Origin of the sequence: Brevibacterium sp. RIT 803, from assembly GCF_016892625.1 — a bacterium.
GTDB lineage: Bacteria > Actinomycetota > Actinomycetes > Actinomycetales > Brevibacteriaceae > Brevibacterium.
Genome location: NZ_JAFEMW010000001.1, coordinates 1,034,635 through 1,060,029, shown reverse-complemented (window position 1 = coordinate 1,060,029; position 25,395 = coordinate 1,034,635). Strand labels below are relative to the sequence as shown.

The 25,395-nt window shown below is 63.5% G+C and carries 27 protein-coding genes; 19 read left to right on the top strand and 8 right to left on the bottom strand.

What is annotated here, in order from left to right:
* Positions 1–102 precede the first annotated feature (102 nt).
* From JTF07_RS04835 to JTF07_RS04820, 4 genes are all read left to right on the top strand, one after another.
* On the top strand, positions 103–969 hold the full coding sequence (locus JTF07_RS04835) for an MTAP family purine nucleoside phosphorylase (RefSeq protein WP_204233139.1): 867 nt from the start codon (positions 103–105) through the stop codon (positions 967–969).
* Positions 962–2,104, top strand: coding sequence for an NAD-dependent epimerase/dehydratase family protein (locus JTF07_RS04830; RefSeq protein WP_204233138.1), 1,143 nt, complete (start codon positions 962–964; stop codon positions 2,102–2,104). The genes JTF07_RS04835 and JTF07_RS04830 overlap by 8 nt, the downstream gene beginning before the upstream one ends.
* 11 nt (positions 2,105–2,115) lie before the next feature.
* Complete coding sequence (locus tag JTF07_RS04825; protein ID WP_204233137.1) at positions 2,116–3,528, top strand: hypothetical protein; 1,413 nt, start codon at positions 2,116–2,118, stop codon at positions 3,526–3,528.
* A 108-nt stretch (positions 3,529–3,636) separates the two neighbouring features.
* Positions 3,637–4,821, top strand: a complete 1,185-nt coding sequence (locus JTF07_RS04820; RefSeq protein ID WP_204233136.1) for a low temperature requirement protein A — start codon at positions 3,637–3,639, stop codon at positions 4,819–4,821.
* 35 nt (positions 4,822–4,856) lie between these two features.
* Here JTF07_RS04820 and JTF07_RS04815 read toward each other — a convergent pair whose 3' ends face one another.
* Both JTF07_RS04815 and JTF07_RS04810 read right to left on the bottom strand, forming a co-directional pair.
* The gene (locus JTF07_RS04815) at positions 4,857–5,201 is read right to left on the bottom strand and encodes a hypothetical protein (protein WP_204233135.1); all 345 of its coding nucleotides are present in this window, start codon (positions 5,199–5,201) and stop codon (positions 4,857–4,859) included.
* The gene (locus tag JTF07_RS04810) at positions 5,198–5,809 is read right to left on the bottom strand and encodes a winged helix-turn-helix domain-containing protein (protein WP_204233134.1); all 612 of its coding nucleotides are present in this window, start codon (positions 5,807–5,809) and stop codon (positions 5,198–5,200) included. Before JTF07_RS04810 ends, JTF07_RS04815 begins: the two co-directional genes overlap by 4 nt.
* 93 nt (positions 5,810–5,902) lie before the next feature.
* Between JTF07_RS04810 and JTF07_RS04805 the strand changes: the two genes are divergently transcribed.
* From JTF07_RS04805 to JTF07_RS04790, 4 genes are read left to right on the top strand one after another with little or no spacing between them, the layout of a single operon-like run.
* On the top strand, positions 5,903–7,027 hold the full coding sequence (locus JTF07_RS04805) for a M4 family metallopeptidase (protein ID WP_204233133.1): 1,125 nt from the start codon (positions 5,903–5,905) through the stop codon (positions 7,025–7,027).
* Positions 7,024–7,407, top strand: coding sequence for a hypothetical protein (locus JTF07_RS04800; RefSeq protein WP_204233132.1), 384 nt, complete (start codon positions 7,024–7,026; stop codon positions 7,405–7,407). The genes JTF07_RS04805 and JTF07_RS04800 overlap by 4 nt, the downstream gene beginning before the upstream one ends.
* A gap of 49 nt (positions 7,408–7,456) precedes the next feature.
* Complete coding sequence (locus JTF07_RS04795) at positions 7,457–8,356, top strand: tryptophan 2,3-dioxygenase (protein WP_204233131.1); 900 nt, start codon at positions 7,457–7,459, stop codon at positions 8,354–8,356.
* A 44-nt stretch (positions 8,357–8,400) separates the two neighbouring features.
* The gene (locus tag JTF07_RS04790) at positions 8,401–9,204 is read left to right on the top strand and encodes a PaaX family transcriptional regulator (RefSeq protein ID WP_204233130.1); all 804 of its coding nucleotides are present in this window, start codon (positions 8,401–8,403) and stop codon (positions 9,202–9,204) included.
* Between the two features lie 15 nt (positions 9,205–9,219).
* On the opposite strand, the gene JTF07_RS04785 is transcribed toward JTF07_RS04790, so the two are convergent.
* Both JTF07_RS04785 and JTF07_RS04780 read right to left on the bottom strand, forming a co-directional pair.
* The gene (locus JTF07_RS04785) at positions 9,220–9,990 is read right to left on the bottom strand and encodes an alpha/beta hydrolase (protein WP_204233129.1); all 771 of its coding nucleotides are present in this window, start codon (positions 9,988–9,990) and stop codon (positions 9,220–9,222) included.
* The gene (locus JTF07_RS04780; RefSeq protein ID WP_204233128.1) at positions 9,987–10,781 is read right to left on the bottom strand and encodes an SGNH/GDSL hydrolase family protein; all 795 of its coding nucleotides are present in this window, start codon (positions 10,779–10,781) and stop codon (positions 9,987–9,989) included. The genes JTF07_RS04785 and JTF07_RS04780 overlap by 4 nt, the downstream gene beginning before the upstream one ends.
* Positions 10,782–10,983: 202 nt before the next feature.
* Between JTF07_RS04780 and JTF07_RS04775 the strand changes: the two genes are divergently transcribed.
* Positions 10,984–12,264: an amidohydrolase gene (locus tag JTF07_RS04775; RefSeq protein ID WP_204233127.1), complete on the top strand. Its 1,281-nt coding sequence runs from the start codon at positions 10,984–10,986 to the stop codon at positions 12,262–12,264.
* On the top strand, positions 12,261–14,003 hold the full coding sequence (locus JTF07_RS04770; RefSeq protein ID WP_204233126.1) for a threonine/serine exporter family protein: 1,743 nt from the start codon (positions 12,261–12,263) through the stop codon (positions 14,001–14,003). The genes JTF07_RS04775 and JTF07_RS04770 overlap by 4 nt, the downstream gene beginning before the upstream one ends.
* A gap of 117 nt (positions 14,004–14,120) precedes the next feature.
* On the opposite strand, the gene JTF07_RS04765 is transcribed toward JTF07_RS04770, so the two are convergent.
* Entirely contained in the window at positions 14,121–14,822 is a 702-nt protein-coding gene (locus JTF07_RS04765; RefSeq protein ID WP_204233125.1) for a uracil-DNA glycosylase, read from the bottom strand.
* A 163-nt stretch (positions 14,823–14,985) separates the two neighbouring features.
* On the opposite strand from JTF07_RS04765, the gene JTF07_RS04760 reads away from it, so the two are divergent.
* From JTF07_RS04760 to JTF07_RS04735, 6 genes are all read left to right on the top strand, one after another.
* A complete protein-coding gene (locus tag JTF07_RS04760) occupies positions 14,986–16,452 on the top strand; it encodes an aldehyde dehydrogenase family protein (RefSeq protein ID WP_204233124.1) in 1,467 nt (488 codons plus the stop codon).
* Between the two features lie 275 nt (positions 16,453–16,727).
* Entirely contained in the window at positions 16,728–16,994 is a 267-nt protein-coding gene (locus JTF07_RS04755) for a DUF3263 domain-containing protein (RefSeq protein ID WP_204233123.1), read from the top strand.
* A 2-nt stretch (positions 16,995–16,996) separates the two neighbouring features.
* Positions 16,997–17,584: a LytR C-terminal domain-containing protein gene (locus JTF07_RS04750; RefSeq protein ID WP_204233122.1), complete on the top strand. Its 588-nt coding sequence runs from the start codon at positions 16,997–16,999 to the stop codon at positions 17,582–17,584.
* A gap of 313 nt (positions 17,585–17,897) precedes the next feature.
* Positions 17,898–18,101 (top strand): cold-shock protein, encoded by a 204-nt coding sequence (locus JTF07_RS04745; RefSeq protein ID WP_009881874.1) that lies wholly within the window; start codon positions 17,898–17,900, stop codon positions 18,099–18,101.
* 517 nt (positions 18,102–18,618) lie between these two features.
* On the top strand, positions 18,619–20,256 hold the full coding sequence (groL, locus tag JTF07_RS04740; protein WP_204233121.1) for a chaperonin GroEL: 1,638 nt from the start codon (positions 18,619–18,621) through the stop codon (positions 20,254–20,256).
* Between the two features lie 93 nt (positions 20,257–20,349).
* On the top strand, positions 20,350–20,733 hold the full coding sequence (locus JTF07_RS04735) for a nuclear transport factor 2-like protein (protein WP_204233120.1): 384 nt from the start codon (positions 20,350–20,352) through the stop codon (positions 20,731–20,733).
* Between the two features lie 69 nt (positions 20,734–20,802).
* On the opposite strand, the gene JTF07_RS04730 is transcribed toward JTF07_RS04735, so the two are convergent.
* Positions 20,803–21,576 carry a DUF1707 SHOCT-like domain-containing protein gene (locus JTF07_RS04730; RefSeq protein WP_204233119.1) on the bottom strand — a complete coding sequence of 258 codons (774 nt, stop codon included), beginning with the start codon at positions 21,574–21,576 and terminating at the stop codon, positions 20,803–20,805.
* 52 nt (positions 21,577–21,628) lie between these two features.
* On the opposite strand from JTF07_RS04730, the gene JTF07_RS04725 reads away from it, so the two are divergent.
* From JTF07_RS04725 to JTF07_RS04715, 3 genes are all read left to right on the top strand, one after another.
* Entirely contained in the window at positions 21,629–22,378 is a 750-nt protein-coding gene (locus JTF07_RS04725) for a sulfite exporter TauE/SafE family protein (protein WP_204233118.1), read from the top strand.
* 178 nt (positions 22,379–22,556) lie between these two features.
* On the top strand, positions 22,557–23,396 hold the full coding sequence (locus JTF07_RS04720) for a hypothetical protein (protein ID WP_204233117.1): 840 nt from the start codon (positions 22,557–22,559) through the stop codon (positions 23,394–23,396).
* Complete coding sequence (locus tag JTF07_RS04715) at positions 23,396–23,608, top strand: RNA-binding S4 domain-containing protein (RefSeq protein WP_143920566.1); 213 nt, start codon at positions 23,396–23,398, stop codon at positions 23,606–23,608. The genes JTF07_RS04720 and JTF07_RS04715 overlap by 1 nt, the downstream gene beginning before the upstream one ends.
* A gap of 181 nt (positions 23,609–23,789) precedes the next feature.
* Here the strand turns inward: JTF07_RS04715 and pspAB are convergent, their stop codons facing one another.
* Positions 23,790–24,389 (bottom strand): PspA-associated protein PspAB, encoded by a 600-nt coding sequence (pspAB, locus tag JTF07_RS04710; protein WP_204233116.1) that lies wholly within the window; start codon positions 24,387–24,389, stop codon positions 23,790–23,792.
* A 51-nt stretch (positions 24,390–24,440) separates the two neighbouring features.
* Positions 24,441–25,349, bottom strand: coding sequence for a zinc metalloprotease HtpX (htpX, locus tag JTF07_RS04705; protein WP_204233115.1), 909 nt, complete (start codon positions 25,347–25,349; stop codon positions 24,441–24,443).
* Between the last annotated feature and the right edge of the window lie 46 nt (positions 25,350–25,395).

Genomic DNA, 25,395 nt, shown 5'->3' with positions numbered 1-25,395 from the left:
CAGCGGTGACCAGACTGTCATCGTCTCGTAAGCATTTCCCACCTCGGGCCCACTCGCGGCCGCGACACAATGAGCGGACACGAGCGAGTAGAAGGAGCACATATGAATCCCACCGAGGACCGCCTCGGCGAGGCTGAGACTGCGGAGACACGACCGCGCATCGCCGTCATCGGCGGATCGGGTCTCTATGAGCTCCTCGCCCCATCAAAGCGCATCGATCGTCGCATAGATACCCCTTACGGCCCGCCCTCCGGCACGATCACTCTCGGTGATTTCGACGGCACACCCATCGCCTTCCTCTCCCGCCACGGAGCCGGGCATTCGCTCGCCCCGCACGAGATCAACTACCGCGCGAACATGTGGGCGCTGGCCTCACTCGGAATCAGAACCGTCGTATCGTCGAGTGCCGTGGGTTCACTCAACCCCGACATGCCCATCGGTAGTTTCGTCATCCCTGATCAGATGCTCGACCGCACTGTTCGCCGGGCCTCGACCTACTCGGGTGGTGGCCTCGTCGTCCACCTGCCGTTCTCCGATCCCTTCACCCCCGAGCTCGTTGCCGAAGCCAGAACGGCTGTCCGCGCGCTCGGCGAGGTGGTCGCCGACTCCGGGACCACCGCCGTCATCGAGGGCCCTCGGTTCTCCACTCGGGCAGAGTCGCGGCTCCTGCGCGAATCCGGTGGCGATATCGTCAACATGACCCAATACCCGGAGGCCGCCCTCGCGGGGGAGCTCGGCATGGGGATCGTCAACCTCTCGTTCGTCACCGACTTCGACGCCGGGCAGAATCTCGCCGAGGCGGTCGACGCGAGCGTGGTCCTCGACCGCCTGCGTGCGGCCAAACCTCGAATCATCGCCGCCCTGTCCACGATCGTCGCGGCCATCGGCGTGGACTACAGGCCGCCGCAGCTTGTGCCCGCTGAGACCATCCGAGCGATCCTGACCCAAACGGTGGTCTCCGATGCATGAGAACGCCCCGCACCTGCTCGTGACCGGAGGAGCCGGATTCATCGGCGCCGAGGTTGTCGCCGCGGCACTGCGCGCCGGTTGGCAGGTCTCCATCCTCGACAGCTTCCGCTCCGACGTTCATGCATCTGCGCTGACCTCGGCACGGCTGCTCGCCCGATTCGGAACGGAGTTCGCGGACTGCCACGTCCGCATCGTCCGCGGCGATGTCGCGGATCCCAATGTCCTCGACCGTGTCCTCCCGAGCGTCGATGCTGTCAGTCATCAGGCTGCGAAGGTCGGTCTGGGTGTCGACTTCTCCGACAGTCCCGACTATGTCGCGAGCAACGAACTGGCCACCTCCGTTCTGCTCGCAGCGATGGCACGACATGGCGTGAAGAACCTCGTCCTCGCCTCGTCCATGGTCATCTACGGGGAGGGGGCGTACCGGGACGAGAAGGGGCCGATCGGCGCCGGCCTGCGCACTCCCGCCGATCTCGCCGCCGGACGCTTCGATCCCGTGTCACCGCGCACCGGCACACCGTTGCTCCCGGATCTCATCACCGAGGACGGGGCCTGTGATCCCCGCAATGTCTACGCGGTGACCAAGCTCGGCCAGGAATTCCTCGCCGCCTCGTGGGCCCGCGCCACTGGAGGCCGGGCCGTTCTCCTGCGCTATCACAATGTGTACGGTCCCAATATGCCGCAGGGGACCCCCTATGCCGGAGTGGCGTCGATCTTCCGCTCCGTCCTCAAAGCAGGCAACAGGCCCCGAGTGTTCGAGGACGGGAAGCAGCGCCGCGACTTCATCCACGTCAGCGACGTCGCCCGCGCAAATCTCGCCGGTCTCGACTGGTGTCGGGGACAGGCAGCGGGGACGGTGCGAGCCTTCAACGTCGCGACCGGAGACGTCCACACCGTGGGAGAGATGGCGCTCGCCCTTGCCGAGACCCTGGGCGGTGACGCACCCATCGTCACCGGCGAGTACCGCCTCGGCGATGTCCGCCATGTCACGGCCTCTGCGGCACGAATCCGGACCGAGATGGATTGGGTGCCGCGCATCGGCTTCGCCGAAGGCATGGCCGAATTCGCGCGGGCCCCGATGCGCGATGCCCACGTGTCGCAGGAGCCTGCGACAGGGGAAGCGCCCCGAGAGTGAAGCGCGGGGGTGTGAGGCCAGGGCTCGGCGGTGTGCTGGCGGCACTGGTCCTCGTGGCCGCCGCGATCGCGTTCCCACTCGTGACTGGGGTGGACGTCAAGGTGTTGAGCTTCCCGCCTCTGTTCGCCGAATTCCGGCCTCGAGTGGGAATCGGAAGCATTGCCGCGGTGGCCATCGCGGCATCCGTCGTCGTCTGGGGATTCCGGGCCGCCCAACGGTTGCCGTGGCAAATGCTTCTGATGCTCACCGCTCTCGTCTCCGTGGCTTGGATGCTCGCCCTGGATGCGATCGATGGGCTCTCTCGTCTTGGTGGAGAGCTTGAGAGCGCCGAGGAGTATCTGCCGACCGCACGTCAGATCGCGGACGAGGGTTTCTTCTCCGGTGCATCGTCACTGCTCACCGGGTACGTCGACAGGATCCCCCTGGCCAGTGCCCATAACCTTCCCGTCCACCTCGCAGGTCACCCGCCGGGTGCTGTGCTCTTCTTCGCTCTCCTCGTCTCTCTGGGGCTGAGCTCGACCTACGCCATCGGACTCGTTGTCACCCTCATTGCGGCCACCATTCCTCTCGCGATCATGTGCACGTGCAGGAACCTCGGCATCGAGGCCCACGCTCGAACCCTCGCACCCTTCCTTGCCACGGCGCCCGCCGCGATCTGGTTGGCCGTGTCTGCCGACGCTGTGTTCGCGGCCGTGGGCACGTGGGCGATCGCTGCGCTCAGCGCTGCCGTGGCGGTGCGTTCCCGGTTGGACGGGGGACGCAGGGCGGTGACGTCGCGCATTCGTGCCGGGTGGCCAGCTGTCAGTTGGTCAGCGGTGTCGGGTCTCATGCTCGGAGTGGGGACCTCCATGAATTACGGCTTCCCGCTCCTCGGGGCAGTGGTCCTCGCCGTGTTCGCCGTGGCACGGTCCATTCGCCTGCTGCCGTGGGTCATCGGTGGGGCGCTGCTCGTCGTCGTCATCTTCACCGTCGCTGGATTCTTCTGGTGGGAGGCCTACCCGGTCCTCAATCAGCGGTACTGGGACGGGTTCGCGTCCTCTCGGCCTCCCACATATTGGATGTGGGCGAATCTCGCGGCTCTCATCTGCGCGACAGGTCCAGGCATCGGGGCGGGACTCGTCGAAATGATGAGGGGCTCCCGTCGGGCGATGTTCTCACGGCACTCGAACGACGCCGAGCACTCGAACGACGCTCACCGCCATCTGCGTGTGGTGGTTCTTCTTGCTTCGTCAGCTGTGGTCATGGTTGTGGTCGCCGATCTGTCGAATATGAGCCGGGCGGAGGTCGAGCGCATCTGGCTGTTCATGGTGCCGTGGCTGCTCATCTCGCTTGCCGCTGTTCCTGTCCGGGCCAGGTCGTGGCTGCTCGGTCTCAATCTCGTCTTCGGACTGGGTCTGGCCCATATTGCGCAGAGTGCTTGGTGACACCCGTCTGGTGGGTTCGAGGCGTTGACCCTAAGCTGTTCCCAGCCATCCGGTGATTGACCTGCCGGTGCCCGGTTCCCAAGCACGAAGGCCCTCAACGTGAATAGCATGAGCCCCAGCCGATTCCGACTGACCCCGATGCGACCCCGAGACCCAGGCGAGGACTCTCGTGCGGCCAGTTCGCTCGAGCTGTTCTTCGACCTCGTGTTCGTCATCGCGGTGTCCATCGCCGCGTCCAATCTGCATGACACCGTCACGGCCGGCCACCTCGGCGCCGGTCTGGGTAAGTACCTCATGATCTTCTTCGCGATCTGGTGGGCGTGGATGAACTTCACGTGGTTCGCGACCTCATTCGACACCGACGACTGGCTCTACCGTGTGATGACGATCGTGCAGATGGGCGGGGTGCTCATCCTGGCCGCGGGCATTGGACCGGTCTTCGAAGACGAGAACTTCCTCGTCCTCATCCTCGGCTACATCCTCATGCGCGTGGTCATGATCGCCCAGTGGCTGCGCGCGGCACGGCATGCGGGCAAGGCGCGAAGGGCGACGCTGACCTACGCCTGCGGAATCGGCATAGTGCAGGTGCTGTGGGTGGTGTGGATGAGCATCGATGCGCCGGCGATCTCACTGGCCGGGTTCCTCATTCTCGTCCTCGCCGAGGTGGCCATCCCCGTCATTGCGGAAGCGCGGGGGACGACGCCCTGGCATCCGGAGCACATCACCGAACGCTATGGCTGCTTCACGATCATCGTCCTCGGCGAGTCCATGCTGGCCTCGGCGAACGCGGTGTTCGGGGCATTCGAAGACAGTGAGGACATCGTCTCGCTGGTCTCGCTGGGTATCCTCAGTCTCCTCGTCACTGCCGCCATGTGGTGGATATACTTCTGGCCGCCCCACCACCGGGCGATCGGTGGAATCAGCGGCACCCTCACGTACGGGTATGGTCACTACTTCATTTTCGCTGCCGCCGGAGCATTCTCGGCCGGGGTCGGCATCGAAGTCGATTCGCAACTGGGCAACAGCGCGCTTGAGCCGCTGCTCGCGACCTTCACGGTGTCAGTGCCGATCGCGGTCTTCGTCCTCGGCGTATGGCTGCTGGCGATCAGGGCCAATGCGGGAGGGGTCGTCAACACGGTCGTGCCGCTCTGCGCCGTGCTCGTGCTTCTCGATCCGATCATCCCGGTACCCACATTCCTCACGACCTTCTTCATGATCGTCATCGTCATCACCCTCGTCGTGGCGACACCGAAGTGGGACGAATCGTCCACCGGCGCCGAAGTGAGCGCGTGAGTCCGGAGGCCTGAACTCAGTTCGGGAGATCGAGCTCAGTTCGGGAGACCGATGAAGTTCCTCATATCGTGAGTCTTCGCTGCATCCACCCTGCGGGCGATCTCGTCCGGATTGGCTGAGGGGCGAAGGGCATGCCTGCGGCCTGCTTCAATCAGCCACACGCCGAGGCGGACGAGTGCACGGTCGACTCCGTGGATATCGTCGGCAGCGACACTCGAGGTCCGCTGCAGTTCGTCGACTGTCTCTGTGCCCGATTGAGACTGACGCGCAGCGGGATCGTCGAGGAAGATCTCGCGGGTGATGGTGGTGGTACGTTCGACGATCCGCCCGGGAGCGAGCTTGAGTGACGGGGAGCGGGTCGGGGTGATGAGGGTGCTCATGATGGGGTTTCCTCTCCATCGGTCAGGGGGAAGGCATTGAACTGGATCTGCACGGGACGGGATCCGGGGTCGTTGCGGCCGCGGAATTCCGTGACGACGGCGTCGATCACTTCGTGCACCCGGTCGTTGATCTCCCGGAGCTGGGCAGGCGTGACATGCACATTGCTCGTATCGATCGCCGCCGCATCGGCCCATGCATCGGGCAACAGATCGTCCGAGTTGAGAGCGTCGACGAAGTCCTCAAGCGCACGAGTGCGGTTTCTGGTCCACTCACGCAGGATGAAGCCGGTCGAAGCGCTGGCGGAGGGGTCATCCTTGGCGGCGTTTCGGCTGACGTCGATCGCACCCGGGGAGCGGTCCCACCACTTCGCTCGCCCGCCGGAGGTGCCCTCAACCTGATGGATGAAGTTGTGGCGGGCGAGCTGACGCAGGTGGTAGCTGGTCGAACCTGTCGACTCGCCGAGCCTGCTGGCCAGACTCGTCGCCGTCTGCGGACCGAACTTGGACAGTGCGTCGTAGATTTCGACACGCAGCGGATGGGCGAGTCCCTTGAGTGCATCGGGGCCAAGGGTGCGGATCGGTGTCGGAGAGTCTGGTTCTTCAGCCATAGTGCAAAGATACGCTTGCAAAGAAAGCTTTGCAAGGAAAAGTTTGCATTGAATTCCCATTCGATGCACGGACAGAAGTGGCACCCTGGTCATATGAGCCTTCGCCATGTCATCCCGCCTTACCTGCTCGATGCGATCGCCGAACGCGGAGGCGAGAAGTTTCCCCGAGCTGCCCGAGCCGCGCGCAGCTGTCAGGTCTCCGACGAGTTCTGTCGCAACCTGCGCGCCGAGGGCCTGCGCTACACGCCGGTGACTAAGCCGGATGAAGGAGCGAGGGACTCCCAGGGTGCGATGCACTCTCAGGTCATCGGTGCCAGTGCCGGGGTGAACCGACTCGTCCATGACGCGCAGGGCACCGAGACCCTGCCGGGAGTCCTCGTCCGCAGCGAGGGTGAGGAGTCGGTCTCAGACGAGGCGGTCAACGAGGCCTACGACGGCCTCGGCGCCTCCTACTCACTCTTCGCCGAGGCCTTTGACCGCAACTCGCTCGACGGCAAGGGGATGCCGCTCATCGCGAGCGTCCACTACGGCCAGGACTACGACAACGCCTTCTTCGATGGACGGCTCATGGTCTTCGGTGACGGCGACGACGAGGTCTTCACCGGCTTCACCGGGTCGCTGTCGATCATCGGCCACGAACTCAGTCACGGCGTCATCAGCCATACCGCCGACCTCGAGTACCTCGGGCAGCCCGGTGCGCTCAACGAACACTGCGCCGACGTCTTCGGAGTTCTGACCGAACAGTACGATTCCGGGCAGAACGCCGAGGATGCCACTTGGCTCATCGGCGCCGGCATCTTCACCCCCGAGGTCACCGGCGCAGCGCTGCGTTCGATGCTCGCGCCCGGGACCGCCTACGACGATGATGTCCTCGGCGCAGACCCGCAGCCTGACCATATGGACCGCTTCGTCACCACGGAGTCCGACAACGGCGGGGTCCATCTCAACTCCGGCATCCCCAACCGCGCCTTCGCGCTCGCTGCCACCCGCCTCGGCGGCCCGGCATGGGAGACCGTGGGGCAGGTGTGGTTCGCCGTGCTGACCGGATCCGATATCACCACCCGCACCGATTTCGCTGGCTTCGCGGCCCTGACCATCGCCGAGGCTGTCGCCCAGTTCGGAGAGGGATCCGACGTTCACGACGCGCTCGTCCAAAGCTGGGACGCAGTGGGCGTCACGCGTGGGGCCGGCCGCGGAAACGTGGGGAGCAGCTGGTGAGTGAGGAGACGCCCCGCCCGAGCGACTTCGCCGGTGCGAGGGACGGGAGCAGCGGTCGCGGCGACGGCTTCGGCCATCTCATCGTCGAGCGCAGCGGTGGGATCGGCGGGCTGCTGCTCGTCTGGGACCTCGATATCGACTCGAGTGAGCACCGGGAGGAGATCGGCCCGAAAGTGGCAGAACTCCCGTGGCAGGGCGAAGCGACCTCGCAGGCTGCCAGCGGTTTTGGTGCTGGGGCCGACAGGTATGTCTATGTGATCGAGAGTCGCTTCGGCCTGGTGCGCTTCGGCGAGGCCGAGATGCCGGGGGAGTGGAAGAGCCTCGTCGAGCAGGTGCGCGAGATCGCCGCGCCCGAGCGACGCAGGCCCGGGGCGAAGTGATGTTGCAGGATCAGTCCGTGCGGACGTAGATTGCAATAGACTGCTTGTCATGACTCATGACGACTCCACAGCGGCCAGGAACGAACGGGATCTCGAAGACGGCATCCACACGGACCTGCGGTCGACGATGACCTACAGCTCCTACCTCAGCCTCGACCGCCTGCTGACGTCTCAGCACCCCGTCAGCGAACCGGTCCACCACGACGAGCTGCTGTTCATCATTCAGCACCAGACCACTGAGCTGTGGTTCAAGCTCGTCATCCACGAACTTCTCGACGCGCGCAGCCTCATCGCGAGCGACCAGCTCCAGCTGGCTCTCAAGCGCATCGCCCGAGTCAAGCACATCCAGAAGACCCTGACGGAGCAGTGGTCGGTGCTTGCAACGCTGACACCGAGCGAATACGTCGGCTTCCGCGATGAGTTGGGCCAGTCATCGGGCTTCCAGTCCTGGCAGTACCGGGCCGTGGAGTTCCTGCTCGGAAATAAGAACGCCGGCATGCTGCAGGTCTTCGACGGTGAGCCCGAAGCCCGTGCGCAGCTCGAAAAGTACCTCAACGAGCCAAGCGTCTACGACGAGTTCCTGCGTGCCCTCGCCCGCCGAGGCCTTCCGGTTCCGCAGCGACTTCTGGACAGGGATGTGAGCGTAGCGCACACCTTCGATGAGGAGCTTCTCGACACCTTCCGGATCATCTATGAGAACCCGCAGGACTATTGGCTGGAGTACGAGAGCTGCGAAGAGCTCGTGGACCTGGAGGAGAACTTCCAGTTCTGGCGCTACCGGCACATGCGCACGGTGCTGCGGATCATCGGAATGAAGCGAGGCACTGGCGGGTCGAGCGGCGTCGGCTTCCTGCAGAAGGCACTCGACCTGACATTCTTCCCCGAGCTCTTCGACATCCGAACCGGCATCGAAAACGGCCCCGGCACCGCGAATGGTCCGGGGCTCTGAGTCCGATCGTCGATCTCGATCACACGCCCGGCAACCCGACCTCCTTGCTGCGGACGTTCGTCGGGCTCTACCTGCGCGAGCTGGGCGGGTGGATTCGGGTCGCCGCTCTGCTTGAGCTCCTCGCCACCGCCGGGGTGTCGAACTCCTCGGCCCGCAGCGCGGTCTCAAGGCTCAAGGGCAAGGGTCTGCTCCTCCCCGAGGAGCGGGAGGCCGTGGCCGGGTATCGATTGGATCCCGCAGCCGTGACCGACCTGGAACGCGGCGATCGCCGGATCTTCTCCTACCGTGGACAGAAGGACGACGAACCCTGGTGCCTCGTGTCCTACTCCGTGCCCGAGGTGGACCGGTCCAAACGAGTTCAGCTGCGCCGAGCGCTGACAGGGTTGGGCTTCGGCGCGGTCACTGACGGACTGTGGATTGCTCCGGGGCATCTGCGAGCCGAGGTCGAGGATGCTCTGGAGCACCTCGACGTCCGAGAGCGGGCGACGATCTTCATCACGGCGACACCGCTGACGGCCGAGCCCTTCGCTCAGACCGCGGCGAAATGGTGGGATCTGGACACTCTCGCTGCCCGGCACACCGAGTTCCTTCACCGGTACGAACTCGCCGCGCCGCGGGCAGAGAGCTCAGACCCGCAGCCACGTCCCGAACCCCGTGAAGCATTCGTGCTGTGGCTGCGTTGCGTCGACGACTGGAAGATGATCCCCTACGTCGATCCGGGCCTTCCACCCAGCGCCCTGCCCGCTGGCTGGCCCGGTCAGAGGAGCGTCACACTCTTCGCCGACCTGCGCGCCACGTACGCAGAGTCTGCACGCGATCACGTCCGGAAGGTTGCCGTCGGCAGGTGACCCGCACGGGTCGATTCAGCGCAGAAGCGTGTCGACCGTGAGTGGGAAGTAGGGCGATTCGGGATCGACGAGGTCGGCGTGATCGGCACCTTCGGCAATGGTCAGACGGGCCGGGAACGTCCGTGAGAAACCGATGTCGACCGTCTGGTCCCGGTCGCCGTGGAGAATGCGCAGGTCCACTCGAGAGGGGATGAGCAGCACTCGAGAACGCGGATCCTCGCGCAGATACGGCACCGGATCCTTCTCCGGCCGCCCACCCATGTAGTCGAGCACCGCACCGTCGCCCAGCCCGTCCTCGACCTCCCGGAACAGGTCGGTGATCGGCGCCAAGGGTCTGAGCCGGACCTTGGGACCGTCCTCGCCGAGGTGGCTCGCCCAGGCCAGCACCAGGCATCCGCCGGCGGAGTGGCCCGTCACGACAAGATGGTTTTGTGCCCGTGCGTTCACATTCCAGTCCGACAGCGAGCCGCTCGCGAAGGCAATGGCGGCGGTGACGTCATCGAGGCAGTCGGGCTGTCCACCTGCGCGTCGGTACTCGATGAGCACGCACAGCACCCCCGTCTCGGCGAGGGCAACGGCCATGGGCCGGGCATGGGCAAGATCCGTGCGCTGACGGAAGTAGCCGCCATGGACGAGGATCACCGTTGCCGAGGCGGTGCCCGGGTCGCCGTAGACCTCAATGAACTGATCGGACTCGGTTCCGTACTCACACCTGAATGCCGCCCGTTTCGAGCCGAGATCGGCACCGGCGTCACCCAAGGCGGCAAAGCGCTCGTCCTGTTTCATTCGGGTTTGCGCACGCGTGTCAGTTCAGGCAGCTTCGCATCGAGTTTGTCGCCCGAGGACTGTCTGCGCAGGCGCCGACCGACCCAGGGAGCGAAGTGCTCTCGGGCCCACTTCGACTCCTCGCTGACTGCGGCGCGGATCGGCCGCGTCGGGCGCGCTGGCATCGCGAACCCTGTTACGGGCAGCGAGTGTCCGCTCTCCAAGGTGGCCAATGCCTGATCGGCGACGAGGTCGTGGCCTTCGGGGGAGAGGTGGATCCGATCATCGGCCCAATTCTTGCCGGCGTAGAGCGGGCGCAGACCCCAGACATCGATCATGTGGCAACCGTGACGCTGCGCGATCGACCACAGGTGGGTGTTGTAGATGCCCACGCGCGGACGGACCGCGCGGATCAGAGGTGAGCTGATCTCCGTGTCGAAGCCGTTGCACATGAGCACCTCGATGCCGGCTTCGCGGAAGGCGACGACGGCGCGTTCGAACTGATCGGCCAAGTCATCGATGTCGGCCGTCGGGCGCAGGCAGTCATTGCCGCCGCCGCAGAAGCTGACCAGGTCGGGTTTGAGCGCGAGTGCCTTGGGCACCTGCTCATCGATGATCCGATCGAGGAGACGCCCGCGGATGGCCAGGTTGGCGTAGGTGAGCTCGGAACTGCCCACTGGAGAGTCGACGAGCTTGCCGGCCAGACGATCGGCCCATCCCAAGTATCGGTCCTCTTGGTTGGGGTCATGGTCCATCAGTCCTTCACTGAAGGAGTCGCCGATCGCGACATATGACGTGATGGTCTGGAGCATCGCAGGGCCCTTCTCTCATTGGTTCTCTGACTCAGAACTATACTGAATCGGCCTTGCCTGAAGTAGGTCGGACCGCCTTGCCTCACACGGATCGGGCTGCAACAGACCCCGGCGGCACCGCGTCGTGACCAGTGCCGATCGCCTGGCGTAGACTCGAATCGAGACGGATCTCATCGTTGAAGGTCACTGCAGAAGGAGCACAATGTATCGTTCGGTTCCGGTTCCCGAGATCACTGATTTCGCCATCACGAATGCTCGGATTGTGCCCATCGCAGACGCCGACGGCAGACGTGCCGAACCGATCGAATCCGGCACGATCCTGGTCTCGAACGGAACCATCGCCTCGGTGGAATCCGGCGCCGACTCCGCACAGAATCTGCCTGCCGGCACAGAGGTCATCGACGCCGGTCGACGCTGGGTCCTGCCGGGATTCATCGAAGCCCACGGCCACCTCGGCGTCCATGAGGATGGTGAAGGCTGGTCAGGTGACGATACGAACGAGATGACGGATCCCAATGGTGCCGGTGTGCGTGCTCTCGACGGCATCGACCCGAGCGAAGTCGGATTCAAGGACGCACTGCGCGGGGGAGTCACCTCGGCGCTCATCAAGCCAGGATCGGGCAATCCGATCGGCGGGCGCACCGCCTTCGTCAAGACCTGGGGTCGGATCGTCGACGAGATGCTCGTGACGCAGGATCTGTCCGTGAAGTCCGCATTGGGAGAGAACCCGAAGCGCGTCTACGGTGAGAGGAACGTCACCCCGTCCACGCGTATGGGAACTGCGAAGATCTTCCGCGATGCCTTCGTCGATGCGCAGAACTACTTGGCGAAGCGGGCCCACGCCGAAGCCGAAGGCACACCCTTCGAACGTGACCTTGCGAAAGAGACCCTGGCAGATGTCCTTGAGCGAAAACTCGTCTTCGACCAGCACTGCCACCGCGCCGATGACATCGCCACGGCCATCCGACTGTCCGAAGAATTCGGCTACCGACTGGTCATCAACCACGGCACAGAGGGCCACAAGATCGCTGACTACATCGCCGACAAGGGCATCGACGTCATTCTCGGCCCCCTCATGACCAGCCGGTCGAAGGTCGAGCTGCGCGATCGCACCTTGGCCACTGCAGGTGCCCTGGCCAAGGCCGGGGTGCGCATCGCCCTGACCACCGACCACCCCGTCATCCCCATCAACTTCCTCATCCATGAAGCCTCCCTGGCCGTCAAGGAAGGCCTCGACCCGGTCATCGCGCTCGAAGCGCTGACCATCAACCCGGCCGCGATCTTCGGACTCGATGACCGTCTCGGCTCACTGGCACCGGGTCGCGACGCTGACCTCGTCATCTGGTCCGGTAACCCACTCGACCTGAACTCCCGCGCCGATCAGGTGTTCGTCTCCGGCCGCAAGGTCTTCGAGTTCGACGCCGCAGCAGGTTCTGCCGATGTGGCGGACCCATTCGGCCCGACTCTCATCAGTGAGCCGTGACGGACGACAGCACAGAAGAGGCCCCCACCGCCGAGGTACCGGTCGACGCCCAGCCGTCGTCCGGACCTGAGCACGGTGCGAATCAGGCCGAAGCCGGATCCTCGGCGCTGCAGGAACTGCTCGAACTCTCTCGTCAGCAGCGACTGCAGGAGCTGCGCGAAGCACCGACAGGAGCGCTGAAGTCCGAGGACGTCGATCCCGGGGGCCCGAAGTCACCGAAAGCGACGACAGCCAAGTCGAAGCCGAAAGCCGACCAAAGAGGCGCCTCCCAACGGGTCGCACAGCGCGTGGCCAGACGCACCGTGGGCAGACTCGTCTCCGGTGCCTCGGTCAACACCCAGCCGGTGCCGATCGTCACGGCCCTCAAAGGCAGCCCGTACAAGGCTCCGGTGCAGGCCAACGAGCCCGCCGAGGACGAGGCCAGGATGGTCCTCGACCTCGCGGCCGACATCGCCGCGATCATGATGCGTGCCGGTGCGGGCACCTCCGACATCGAAGTCTCCGTCATCGCGGCGTGCGCGGCCTTCGGGCTGACGACTGCGCAGGTGGATCTGACATCGAACACCCTCACCGTGCACTATTCGACCTCTGACGGCCGTCTCATGACCGTCATGCGAGTCAACAGGGGCGAATCCATCCACTTCGCGAAGCTGGGCTCCGTGCACAAGCTCGTCACCGATCTGGTTGCGGGCACCATCGGATTCAACGACGCACGCAACCGCCTCGACGCCATCAGGTCGCAGCGACGTCCCTATCAGGACTGGTTCGTCACAGGAGCCTGGGGGCTGATGGTCGGCAGTCTCGTCGTGCTGCTCGGCGGCGGAGCCGTGACAGCAGTCCTCGGAATCGTCATGGCGATCTTCATCCGGGAGAGCGGCAAGTTCATCGGCCGCACCAGTCTGCCCAATTTCTTCATCACCACGCTGCAGGCTGCGATCGCGACCCTGGTGGCGATGGTGGCTGGGAACTTCGGCATCATCGAATCGCCGCAGTACCTTGTTGCTGCCGGAATCGTGCTGCTTCTGCCGACTCAGTCTTTGTATTCGTCTGTCCAAGACGCCCTGACGAACTTTCCGCTCACCGCGGCCGGGCGAATGGTGGGAGTGGTCCTGACCCTGGCCGGCATCGTTTCGGGCTTGGCACTGGGAGTGGTGACCGGCGAGGCGATCGGCCTCGACCCGATCGAAGTTCTCGTGCCCAAGACCGGCGTACACGTCCTCACCGCAATCGCCTCGATGATCGCAGCGGCGGTCGTCTCGATGGCGGCCGTCGTCGCCATGCAGTCGACGCGGCGGTTCATCCTGCCGGCTGCGTTCGTCGGTCTTGCCTCCTACATCACGATCACGGTGCTGACGGTCCTCGAGATCGACAATGTCCTCGCCAGTCTGCTGGCGGCAACCGTGAGCGGTTTCCTTGCACGACCGCTGTCCCTGCGGCTGGGCGCGCCTGCCATCGTTCTCATGATTCCCGCGATCTACACCCTGCTGCAGGGGCTGTCGATCTTCACCGCCGTCTACCAGATCGTCGCCGAAACCGAGACGACGTCCTTCGCAGTGGGACTGTCCTCGCTGTTCACCGCGATTCTTGCCAATGCGGCACTGGCCGTCGGCGCGGTGCTCGGCAGCTACCTGGCCCGGCCGCTGAAGAACCTCAAGGCAGACGCCGTGGAGAAGACCGCCGAATCTGCACGCTCGAATGAATCGACGATCACTGTGGACACGATCGAACCCCGCGACTGATGACCGGCACTCTCACTGGCTACGCGGTCAGTGTTTCCAGGCTCAGCATCACAATGCTCAGCAGCGGCCCGCTCGGTGTTCGCCCGCTCGGTCCTGGCTCGCTCAGTCCCGGCTCGCTCAGTCCTGGGGCGGGAGGGCCCAGTCGATGGGCGGTATGCCCTTCTGTCCCAGCAGTTCGTTCGTCCGTGAGAACGGTCGGGATCCGAAAAAGCCTCTGCTGGCAGACAGGGGCGACGGATGCGCGGACTCGATGATCGCGACCTCGGAGCGACCCGACCGCAGCAACGGGGCAAGGTTCCTCGCGTCACGACCCCAGAGAATCGCCACGAGCGGCTGATCCCGGTCGACGAGTGCGGCGATCGCGGTTTCGGTGATGGCCTCCCAGCCGCGTTTGCGGTGGGATGCGGGCTCGCCCGGTGAAACAGTGAGCACCCTGTTGAGCAGCATGACTCCCTGCCGTGACCAAGCCTGCAGATCACCATGGGCGGCAGGTTCGATGCCCAGGTCGGAGTTGAGTTCCTTGTAGATGTTCGTCAGCGACCGGGGGAGCGGACGCACCTCGGGATCGACGGCGAAGGACAGGCCGATCGCATGTCCGGGGGTCGGATAGGGATCCTGACCGACGATGAGCACCTTCACCTCGGCGAGGGGCTCGGCAAAGGCACGGAACACCTTGTCTCCGCTGGGCAGATAGCTCCTCTCTGCGGCGATCTCCTCCCGCAGGAAATCGCCCATGGCATGGATGCGATCGGCCTGGCCGGACAGCGCCGTGGCCCAATCGGGAGACATGATCTTCGTCAGTTCGGCTGTGGACGTCATGGCCGCGATTCTACCGATCGGGTGAGGCTCGGTGCCGATGTGCACACAACGCAGATCAGGTGTGCATCATCGCCTACCCTGCCACCATTCTGTTCGGACCCGGGCAGGCGATATGCTCGATGACAAGAGTTCATCGCAGAACTGAGTAGGTGAAAGGATCACTATGTCGCAATTTCCCGAGGCCACGAACTGGAAGATGTTCATCGGCGGAGAATGGGTCGAAGCTGCCGACGGTGACAGGAAAGACGTCATCACCCCCATCGATCGCAACGTTGTGATCGCCACTGTGGCCAATGGCAAGGAAGCAGACGCCGATCGCGCCGTCAAAGCTGCTCGGAAGGCATTCCCCGAATGGGCTGCGCTTCCGTTCAAGGAACGTCAGAAGATGCTCATCCGCTGCGCCGACGCACTCGAAGCCGCTTCCGAGGAACTGGCTCAGCTGACCGCGATCGACACCGGCAACGCCATCCGGACCCAGGCACGTCCGGAGACGATCATCCTGGCCGATCTGTTCCGCTACATGGGCGGAGTCGCCGGCGAGGTCAAGGGCAACACTCTGCCGGCCGGTGACGGTCAGCTGCAGTACACGAAGCGGGTGCCTCTCGGCGTCGTCGCAGGAATCCTGCCGTGGAACTCACCGCTGATGATCGCAGCATTCAAGACCCCGGCCGCACTTGCCGCGGGCAACACGATCGTCCTCAAATGCGCCGAGGATGCACCGCTGACGATTCTGAAGATGGCTGAACTGCTCGCCGACATCCTGCCGGCCGGCGTTCTCAACGTCGTCACCGGCAAGGGCTCGGTCATCGGTGAAGCGCTCAATGTCCACCCCGACGTCGACAAGGTCTCGTTCACCGGTTCGACGAACGTCGGCCGCCACGTCGCCGAACTGGCAGGTGGACGCCTTGCTCACTCCTCGATGGAACTCGGCGGCAAGAGCCCCAACATCGTCTTCCCCGACTCGAACGACGACGACACTCTCCAGCAGGTGCTGCTTTCGACGCGCTTCGCACGCCAGGGGCAGTCCTGCACGATGGGTTCGCGCCTGTTCCTGCACGAGGACATCTACGACGACTTCCTGGGCAAGCTCGTCGACGCAGTGTCGAAGATGAAGGTCGGTGACCCTCGAAACGAGGACTCGGACATCGGCTGCATCATCAACGAAAAGCAGTACGACCAGGTGTCTGACTACATCGAGATGGGCAAGTCGATGGACGGCGTTGAGATCGCCTACGACGGTTCGGACTCACTCGAGGTCGGCGAACCCGGTTTCTACCACGCGCCCGTCATCTTCTCCAAGGCCAAGAACGAATGGCAGACCAGCCAGGAAGAGATCTTCGGCCCCGTCCTCTCCGTCATTCCCTGGAAGGACGTCGACGAGGTCATCGACATGGCCAATGACAGCGAATTCGGTCTCGCAGCGTTCGTGTTCACGAAGAACGTCGATGCCGCGCTGACGATGGCCAATCGGATCGAATCCGGCTGGGTCCAGGTCAACCAGGGCGGTGGCCAGCTGGCCGGCCAGTCCTACGGCGGAATGAAGACCTCCGGCTTCGGTCGTGAGGCATCGCTGGAGGGCATGCTCGAAGGCTTCACCCAGATCAAGCAGGTCAACATCCGCATCCGCTGATCAGTTCTCGCTCGACAGGTCCTCCGATTCGGATCACCGGTCGGCAATCTCGACCCACTCTGCTGTGGGCGACTCACCCACTGCGGTCAGTCTCCTGCAGCAGGGTGGGTTGTCTGCTTGTCTGCCATTGAAAGGTGGCGGCAGGGATGCGAAGGCACGCTGGCGGGGATGGAAAGGCGCGCTGACGGACGCGCGACGGCGCGCCGGGAATTTCAGTCCTGTCGTCCGGGCGATAATATAGAGGCAACGATTCATCTCGAAGGAGCACAACGTCTATGCCGCAGAACCAAGGCGCACCCGAACTGAGTGAGCTCGAGGTGTCCGTTTTGGAGTTCGAGCGGCGCTGGTGGAAGTACGGTGGAGCCAAAGATCATGCGATCCGTGAACGGTTCGACATGTCTGCCACAAGCTACTTCCAGATCCTCAATGCTCTGCTCGACAACCCAGCCGCTCTTGCCAGTGACCCAATGCTGGTCAAACGCCTGCGTCGCATCCGCACCACGCGGCAGAGCGAACGAGCACAAGCCCGCGTCTCGAGGTAGACATGACTGACGAATTCGACGAGATCGAAACTGGACGACGCAGCGGAGCCCATCGACAGGAGTCCGCGGCGCAGTCGAATGTCGGTGCCATCGCACTGGTCATCATCCTCGCCCTTGTCGCCGTTCTGCTGGTGGTCGCGGCCATCAACATCATCACCTCGTCGATGAAGGACCCCGAGTCCGACGTCGCCGATTCCGGGTCCGACAAGACCTCCTCGGCGAGTCCATCGCCGAGCGAGAGCGAAGTCAGCGTCGCAGACTCCTCGCTCACGGTTGACGTCCTCAACGGTTCCGGAGTCTCCGGAACCGCGAAGAAGTTCTCCGAAGCGGTGGAGAAGGAGGGCTGGGGCCTTGGCGAAGTCGGCAACTATTCGACAGGGCTGACCGACTCCACGGTCTACTACGCTGATGAGGCGAATGCCTCGCAGGCGAAGATGGTCGCCGATGCGCTCGGCATCGAGGCCGTCGAGTCGTCGACGGACTTCGACACCGACATCACCGTCGTCATCTGTTCGGATATCGCCGAACGCGGACCCGAACCCAGCGGAGGCGGTTCGGGCGAAGGTGGTTCGGGCGAAGCTGAAGGGTGAGGATTCGCACGAGTCCCAGCGGAAATTCACTCGTCTGCCAGGAGAAATGGACTCTCCGAATGACCTCATATAACAAATTGGTAACAGTGTCGAGTGGTCGGGGGACCTGTCCGACGCTGGGGTAGAGTTGCATCAGCTAGGCAAGCACTGTCCTTGTGTTCTATTCGTGCTTCACCGAGATCATTCTCCAGAGGTCAATGAGAGAAATCGCGGGGTCGGTTGAGTTTTACTAGCTTCCGTTGTTCGCTGCGCGGCCAGACAGGTTGCAAACGGGTGATGGAATGTCAATGACACTGCACTGTATGGAGAAGTAATGGCACAAGGTACCGTCAAGTGGTTCAACGCCGAAAAGGGCTATGGATTCATCACCCTGGAAGGCAACAACCAGGATGTGTTCGTTCACTGGAGCGCAATCCAGATGGATGGCTACCGCGCTCTCGAAGAGGGCCAGCAGGTTGAGTTCGAAGTTGGAGAAGGACAAAAGGGTCCTCAGGCGGAATCCGTCACCCTCCTCTGAGGCTCACCTACATAAAGTCTTTTGATCCGCCCCGGCGGGATGGCGGCTCAGGCCGGAATCCTACTGAGCGGGGAAAGCGCCAAGCAGGCAACTGCTTGGCGCTTTTTAGTTCTACGGGGGCGGCCTCCCTTCTACGGGGGCGGCTCTATTCTGCGGGGGCAGCCTCCTTACAGCTGCTTTCCGGTGCTTCCACCTCGCGGTTCGCACCTCGCATCCACCTGGCGCACTCGCCTCACATGTCCGCTCTGTGGAACACGCAGGAGTTTCGCGCTGGGCCGAACCGCGGGATCACGCGGGAGGCAGCCATTTCGACTGGTGCGGGAGGGCGTCAATATTTGCACTCGCATGGGGAGAGTGCTAAATCTAGTACTGGTGAAAACCTAGGGTTTCTCATCAATCGTTTCGAGAGCGTGGTCCATGTGTGGAATGGAACATGCGGACACACTCTCTGCCGTCGCGGGCGCTGACGATTGCTCTGGATTCCCAATCCACTCCATCAGGGAGGATCTAAGCCACTATGGCAAAGATGATTGCATTCGACGAAGAAGCTCGTCGGGGACTCGAAGCAGGTCTCAACCAGCTTGCGGACGCGGTCAAGGTAACCCTTGGACCCCGTGGCCGCAATGTCGTGCTCGAAAAGCAGTGGGGCGCACCCACCATCACAAACGATGGTGTCTCCATTGCCAAGGAGATCGAACTCGAGGATCCCTACGAGAAGATCGGCGCTGAGCTCGTCAAGGAGGTCGCCAAGAAGACTGACGACGTTGCTGGCGACGGCACCACCACCGCTACCGTTCTGGCTCAGGCTCTCGTTCGCGAGGGACTGCGCAACGTGGCAGCCGGTGCTGATCCGCTCAGCCTCAAGCGTGGCATCGAGAAGGCTGTTGAAGCCGTGACCGCTGTCCTGCTCGAGAACGCCATCGACATCGAGACCAAGGAACAGATCGCCGCTACTGCCGGTATCTCCGCTGGAGATCCTGCTATCGGTGAACTGATCGCCGAGGCCATCGACAAGGTCGGCAAGGAAGGCGTCGTCACGGTCGAGGAGTCCAATACATTCGGACTCGAGCTCGAACTGACCGAGGGTATGCGCTTCGACAAGGGCTACATCTCCGGTTACTTCGTCACCGACACCGATCGCCAGGAAGCTGTCCTTGAGGATCCTTACATCCTCATCGTCAACTCCAAGATCTCGAACGTGAAGGATCTGCTGCCCGTCCTCGAGAAGGTTCAGCAGTCCAACAAGCCGCTGTTCATCATCGCTGAAGACGTCGAGGGCGAAGCTCTCGCGGTTCTCGTGCTGAACAAGATCCGTGGCACTTTCAAGTCCGTGGCCGTCAAGGCTCCTGGCTTCGGAGATCGCCGCAAGGCTCAGCTGGCCGACATCGCCATCCTCACCGGTGGTCAGGTCGTGTCCGAGGAAGTCGGGCTCAAGCTCGACAATGTGACCACCGAACTGCTGGGCACCGCCCGCAAGGTTGTCATCACCAAGGACGAGACCACCATCGTCGAGGGTGCCGGAGACGCCGAGGAGATCGCAGGTCGGGTCGCTCAGATCCGTGCCGAGATCGAGAACTCGGATTCCGACTACGACCGTGAGAAGCTGCAGGAACGTCTGGCCAAGCTGGCCGGCGGCGTTGCAGTCATCAAGGCCGGAGCCGCGACCGAGGTCGAGCTCAAAGAAACCAAGCACCGCATCGAAGATGCAGTGCGCAACGCCAAGGCTGCTGTGGAAGAGGGAATCGTCGCCGGTGGCGGCGTCTCACTCATCCAGGCGGGCAAGACTGCCTTCGCCAACCTCACTCTCGAGGGTGACGAGGCAACCGGTGCCAACATCGTCAAGGTTGCCATCGAAGCTCCGCTCAAGCAGATCGCCACCAACGCCGGCCTCGAAGCCGGTGTGGTTGCCGATAAGGTCGCCAACCTCGAACCCGGATTCGGCCTCAACGCCGCAACCGGTGAGTACGAGGACCTGCTGGCCGCCGGCATCAACGACCCGGTCAAGGTGACCCGCTCTGCTCTGCAGAACGCCGCCTCGATCGCCGGTCTGTTCCTGACCACCGAGTCGGTTGTCGCCGACAAGCCTGAAAAGGCTGCACCAGGTGCTGACGCAGCTGCTGCCGGTATGGACGGAATGGGTGGCATGGGCTTCTGATCAGCCTCTCTCGCTCGAAGAGCCGTGCCGGTGCCCGCAAGGGTGCCGGCACGGCTCTTCTCGGTTCGAAGGTCGTGCCGTACCCTGGACGGCATGAACTTCACAGGCACAGACTCCTGCGGAAACAGCCCGAGGAACATGTTCGTCGCCAGGTTCGAGGAGAATCTGATCAACGGTGACAGACAAGCCCTCGCCGAGGTGGTCGATGAGGGCTGCATCCTCCAGATCGTGGGCGGCGGGGGAGTTGAGACCAGCACAGGGCGCGACGACGTCATCGACGCACTGCTGCGCGTAGCTGACTCGAAGCCTGTGGCCGGTCATCTCGAAGCGGCCATCACTCACGGCAAAGCAGCTGCGGCCTGGGGCCAATGGGACTATTCGAGCGACGGCGAGGATATCCGATACTTCTCACATACGCTCTGGTTCCGAAACAACAAGGCCACAGAGTTCGCTCAGATCCGGGTCTTCCACGCCTGAGCGTCCCCAGCCGGGCACGGACAGGTTGAGCGACGCCGCCTCAGCGCGTCGCTGCCAGTCACGAGTCGGTCAGTCCCAGGGGTTCCTGCGTCGATGACGACGCTCTCGGCGGCGCCTGCGCGTGCCATCATCGGGAGACACCTCTCCCGGAGCGAAGGGAGGGGCCAAGGGGTGTGGAGGCTGCAGTCCGTTGCCGAATGTGTCTTCGTAATCCTCGTCCTCTTCGTCGTTCCTGCGTTCCTCAAGCTCACGCTTGGCCTCAGCATCGCCCAATTGCGCTCGCGCCCGCTTCGTCAGCTCGCGCTTCCGGTTGCGGATGAGGCTCTGCTTGTTGGAGATCTGTGAGATCGCACCGAAGAGCATCGGAAGAATGACGAATATCGGCCAGAAGAATATGAGCCCGCCCGCGGCGAATGAGGTGGCGGCCCAGATGGCGAGTGTGATTCCGGCAGGACCGGCGAACATCCCCAGGAGTGCATTTCGCACGCGGTCCTTGTAGTACTTCTGCGCGGCCGCATCGATCTGCTCGGGCGTGATCGGGATGCGATCAGCATTCAGGCGGGTCAGAGCTTGGGCACGGGCGGAATCGTCGAGTTCTCCCGGTGCGACCTCGCCTGCCTCGACGATGATGAGATCCTGCACGAGATCGGGGACCTCTCCCAGAGTCTTCAGACGGTTGGCGGTCTCGCTGCGTTCGTCGAATTCCTCGGCGTCGATCTGACCCAGCGCAAACGCCTCGGACAGCACATCGCCCACGACTGCGCGATCGGCATCCGAAGCCCGCACCTGTCCATGAGCGCGGGGATCCGCGCTGAATCGTGACCACAGTGGCGAACTGTTCATGACACTTACTGTAACCCCGCCCAGGTAGCGGGTCTGAACTATGATGGTGCGAATGGAACCCGTCGTCGTGCTCATCGTGTTCGCGGTGTTCCTGGGGGCAGTTTCGCAGCGGGTCACCGGCATGGGATTCGGCCTGGTCAGCGGCCCGTTCCTCGTGCTTCTGCTCGACCCGTTCTCCGGAGTTGTGCTCGTCAACATCTGCGGCATCGTCGCCAGCGGCACGGTGTTCGTCCGCACCTGGCGAGAAGTCGAGTGGGGCAGTTTCTGGAAGCTGTCACTGGGGGCACTCATCGGCACGATTCCCGGAGCCCTCCTGGCCGCAGTGCTCCCAGCGCCACCGCTGCAGATCCTGATCGGTCTGCTGATCATCGTCTCCCTCAGCAGCTCCATGGTCATCGGCCGCATCGGCAAGACGATGCCCGCGAATTTCGGAACGAAGTTCACCACCGGCTTCCTCTCGGGAACGATGTCGGCTGCCGCGGGAGCGGGCGGGCCTGCCGTCAGCGCCTATGCTGTGCTGACGAAGTGGGATCAGCGGACATTTGCCGCAACCCTGCAGCCGTTCCTCGTCGTCGGGACCACCTCGGCGATCATCTTCAAAGCCGTGTTCGACCACGGCTCCTGGCCGCAGTTGGCAGCACCTACCTGGATCGGGATCGCGACGGTACTCGTCGCAGGTCTCGTCGGCGGGGACTGGATGTCGAAGAAGATCGATTCCTCGACGGCCCGCGTCGTCATGATCGTCCTTGCCCTCGGCGGGGGAATCGCGACCCTCGTCAAGGGGCTGATCCACCTGGGCTGAACGGCTTCCCGACTTCTTGTGTTGTAGGCAAGGGAGCCTGTTGTGAGTGTGTTGAGCGACCATCTGAGAGCGAATTGCGAGTCTGCGGACTGAGCTGACACAAGGCTTCGGTTCAGTCGCTTGTCAGACTCGTCCGGCATACTGATTGGTGACTCGTTTTGCTGGGGAGGCATAGATCGTGGCAGCAGTATTCCTGATAATACTCGTGGTGCTCGGCACCATTTTCTTCGTTGGCTACCGCAAGGAGAAACACCGTAAGAAGGAGCTCGCCGCCGCCGAGCTCCAGCAGGTGACAAAGACCGCCGAAGAGGATGTCACGTCCTTCGGCGAGGAAGTCGCCGAACTCGATATCCTCACCGCCGGAGTCGAACTCGACACCGGCGGCTCGCAGGACTACAAGCAGGCCTTGGACTCCTACGACATTGCCAAGGAGACGCTCGACAACGTCGACGAGCCCTCCGACATCCGCAGTGTCACCGAGGCCCTCGAAGACGGTCGCTACGCCGCCAAATGCGTGCGTGCGCGCGTTGACGGAAAGCCACTGCCCGTGCGCCGTCCCCCGTGCTTCTTCAACCCGCAGCACGGTCCCTCGGTCGAAGACATCGACTGGGCGCCTGCTGGCGGCCAGCTGCGACCTGTTCCCGTCTGTGCCGCCGACGCCGAGCGCGTGGCAGTGGGCGCTGACCCTGCCGTCCGCAAGGTTGTGACCGGTGACGGGCATACTCGCCGGGCCTACTGGGAAGCAGGACCCGCCTACGCCGAATACAACCGCGGATACTTCAACTCCTATGCAGGTTCGGGGCTTCTGCCCGGTGTACTCATGGGCTCGATGATGTTCGGCGGTATGGGCGGCGGCTGGGACGGCGCCTATGGCGACGCTGGCGGCGGTGACGCCGGTGGTGGCGATGCCGGCGGTGGAGATGGCGGAGACGGCGGCGGATTCTTCGGTGGCGGCGACAGTGGCGACGGAGGCGGTCTCTTCGGCGGCGATGGGTTCGATCTTGGAGACCTGTTCTGATGGAGACGATTGAGATCCGCGGCGATTCGATCAAGCTCGGTCAGCTGCTCAAACTCCATGGTGTCGCCGAACACGGCGCGATGGCCAAAGACATGATTGCCGACGGCGAAGTCGTGGTCAACGGTGAGGTCGAAACTCGCCGAGGTGCCACGATCCGTCCCGGAGACACCGTCGAAGCCCTGGGCGAGGTCATCGAGGTCTCAGTCGAATAGTCCCGACAATCACGAACACAGCATCTGACGCAGAAGGGACGTCCCCGCGGGGACGTCCCTTCTGCGTTGTTGATCTCAGTGCCTATGGGCCATGCTGATGGGTCATAGCGACGCTCTGCATCTCCGGCGAGACCCTCATGGCCGCTGCAACGAGACTCGCAGGGCAGCCGACGCGAAGACGTCAGGGCTGCTGATTGGCCTCTGGAGTGGCATTGAGCCCGGGAGCATCCCAGAGGGCTGACCAATTGGACGTGTCCTCTTCGAAGGGAAGCTCGTTGGACAGCACGCCGCGCACCTGGATCTCAAGGGGATTGTCGCGCTGCTTGGGACCCGACTGCGCAAAGGGATAGAACGTGCCGCGCTTGTATTGGTAGACAAGTGCCAGGCGGCGCCCATCCGGGTTCGCGAAGTAGACGGTCGAGCACAGCAGCATCGTGTCGAAGCCCTGGCTGACCAGAGCCGAGTTCACGGCGTGCAGATTGGTGACGAGGTTGACCACCTCGGCGTCGGTGTCGGAGACCACCTGCCAGGTGTAGCCGAACCCGTCGTTCTGCTGGGTCACGTTCGCGGCGGGGTCCGAGCCGATGAGGGCGACGCTCTCGGTTTCAGCGGACTGGAACGCCGCACCTTCGACCTGGCGGAACGCCACGGCCCCGACTCCGGTGGGCTTGAAGCCTGTTGCGGCTTCGAGCGTCAGTGCGGCGGGCGGCAGTGCGAAGAGGTCGTCGAGGTTGGCCCGCTTCGGTTTGGAACGGCCCAACAGAGCGTCGAAGAAACCCATGAAACTCCTAGTGGATGTCGATCAGTGCGGTTGATGTCTGCGGGACGAAGGTCACTGGGGCTGTGAGAGCTGCCCGGAGATCCGCGCCAGCTGCTCCAGACGCTTGTCGAGCGAGGGATGTGTGGAGAAGAGCTGTCCGAGGGCCGCTTTGCCGCTGACGGCGGGAATGAGCGCCAGATGATTCGCCGAGGAGGAGGCACGCAGGTCCTTCTCCGGGATCTTGCTCATGTCGCCGCTGAGTTTCGTCAGCGCAGAGGCCAGTGTCGAAGGTGCACCGGTGAGGATGGCGGCAGCCCTGTCGGCGGCAAGCTCGCGGTAGCGCGAGAGGCTGCGGATGAGGAGGAACGAGAGTCCGTAGACGACGGCACCGACGAGGATGAAGAGCAGCTGGATGGGGACGCCGCCGTTGTTGTTCGATCGTCCGAAGCTCATGTAGTAGCCGGCTCGCATCATAAGGGCGGCCACGACACCAGTGACTCCGGCGACTGTCATGATGGTGACGTCGCGATGAGCCACGTGGGAGAGCTCATGTGCCAGCACGACCTCGACCTCATCGCGGTCGAGCTTCTCGAGCAGGCCGCGTGTCACGCACACGACCGAGCGCTCCGGCGAACGGCCGGTGGCGAAGGCGTTGGGAATGGCCGTGTTCGAGACCGCGACGCGCGGTTTGGTCGAATCGGCGAGCTGGCAGAGTCGGTCGATCATCGTGTGCAGCTCCGGGGCTTCCTCGGGGGAGACTTCTCGTGCACCCATCGCCTTCATCGCGATCTTGTCGGAGAAATACCACTGGAAGAAGAACGCGCCGCCGCTGACGAGGACCGCGATGATCACGCCGCCGGTGCTGCCGCCGAGCATCCACCAGATGGCGAGGATGAGGATCACGTAGATCAGTCCGTTCAGGAAGATCGTCCACCCCATACGCATGGTGAGTCCGTTGTCCTTGACGAAACGATTCTTCATCGTGGTTCCTCTCTGGGTGTGGCAGTTCCGGCCCACGGCCTTGGAT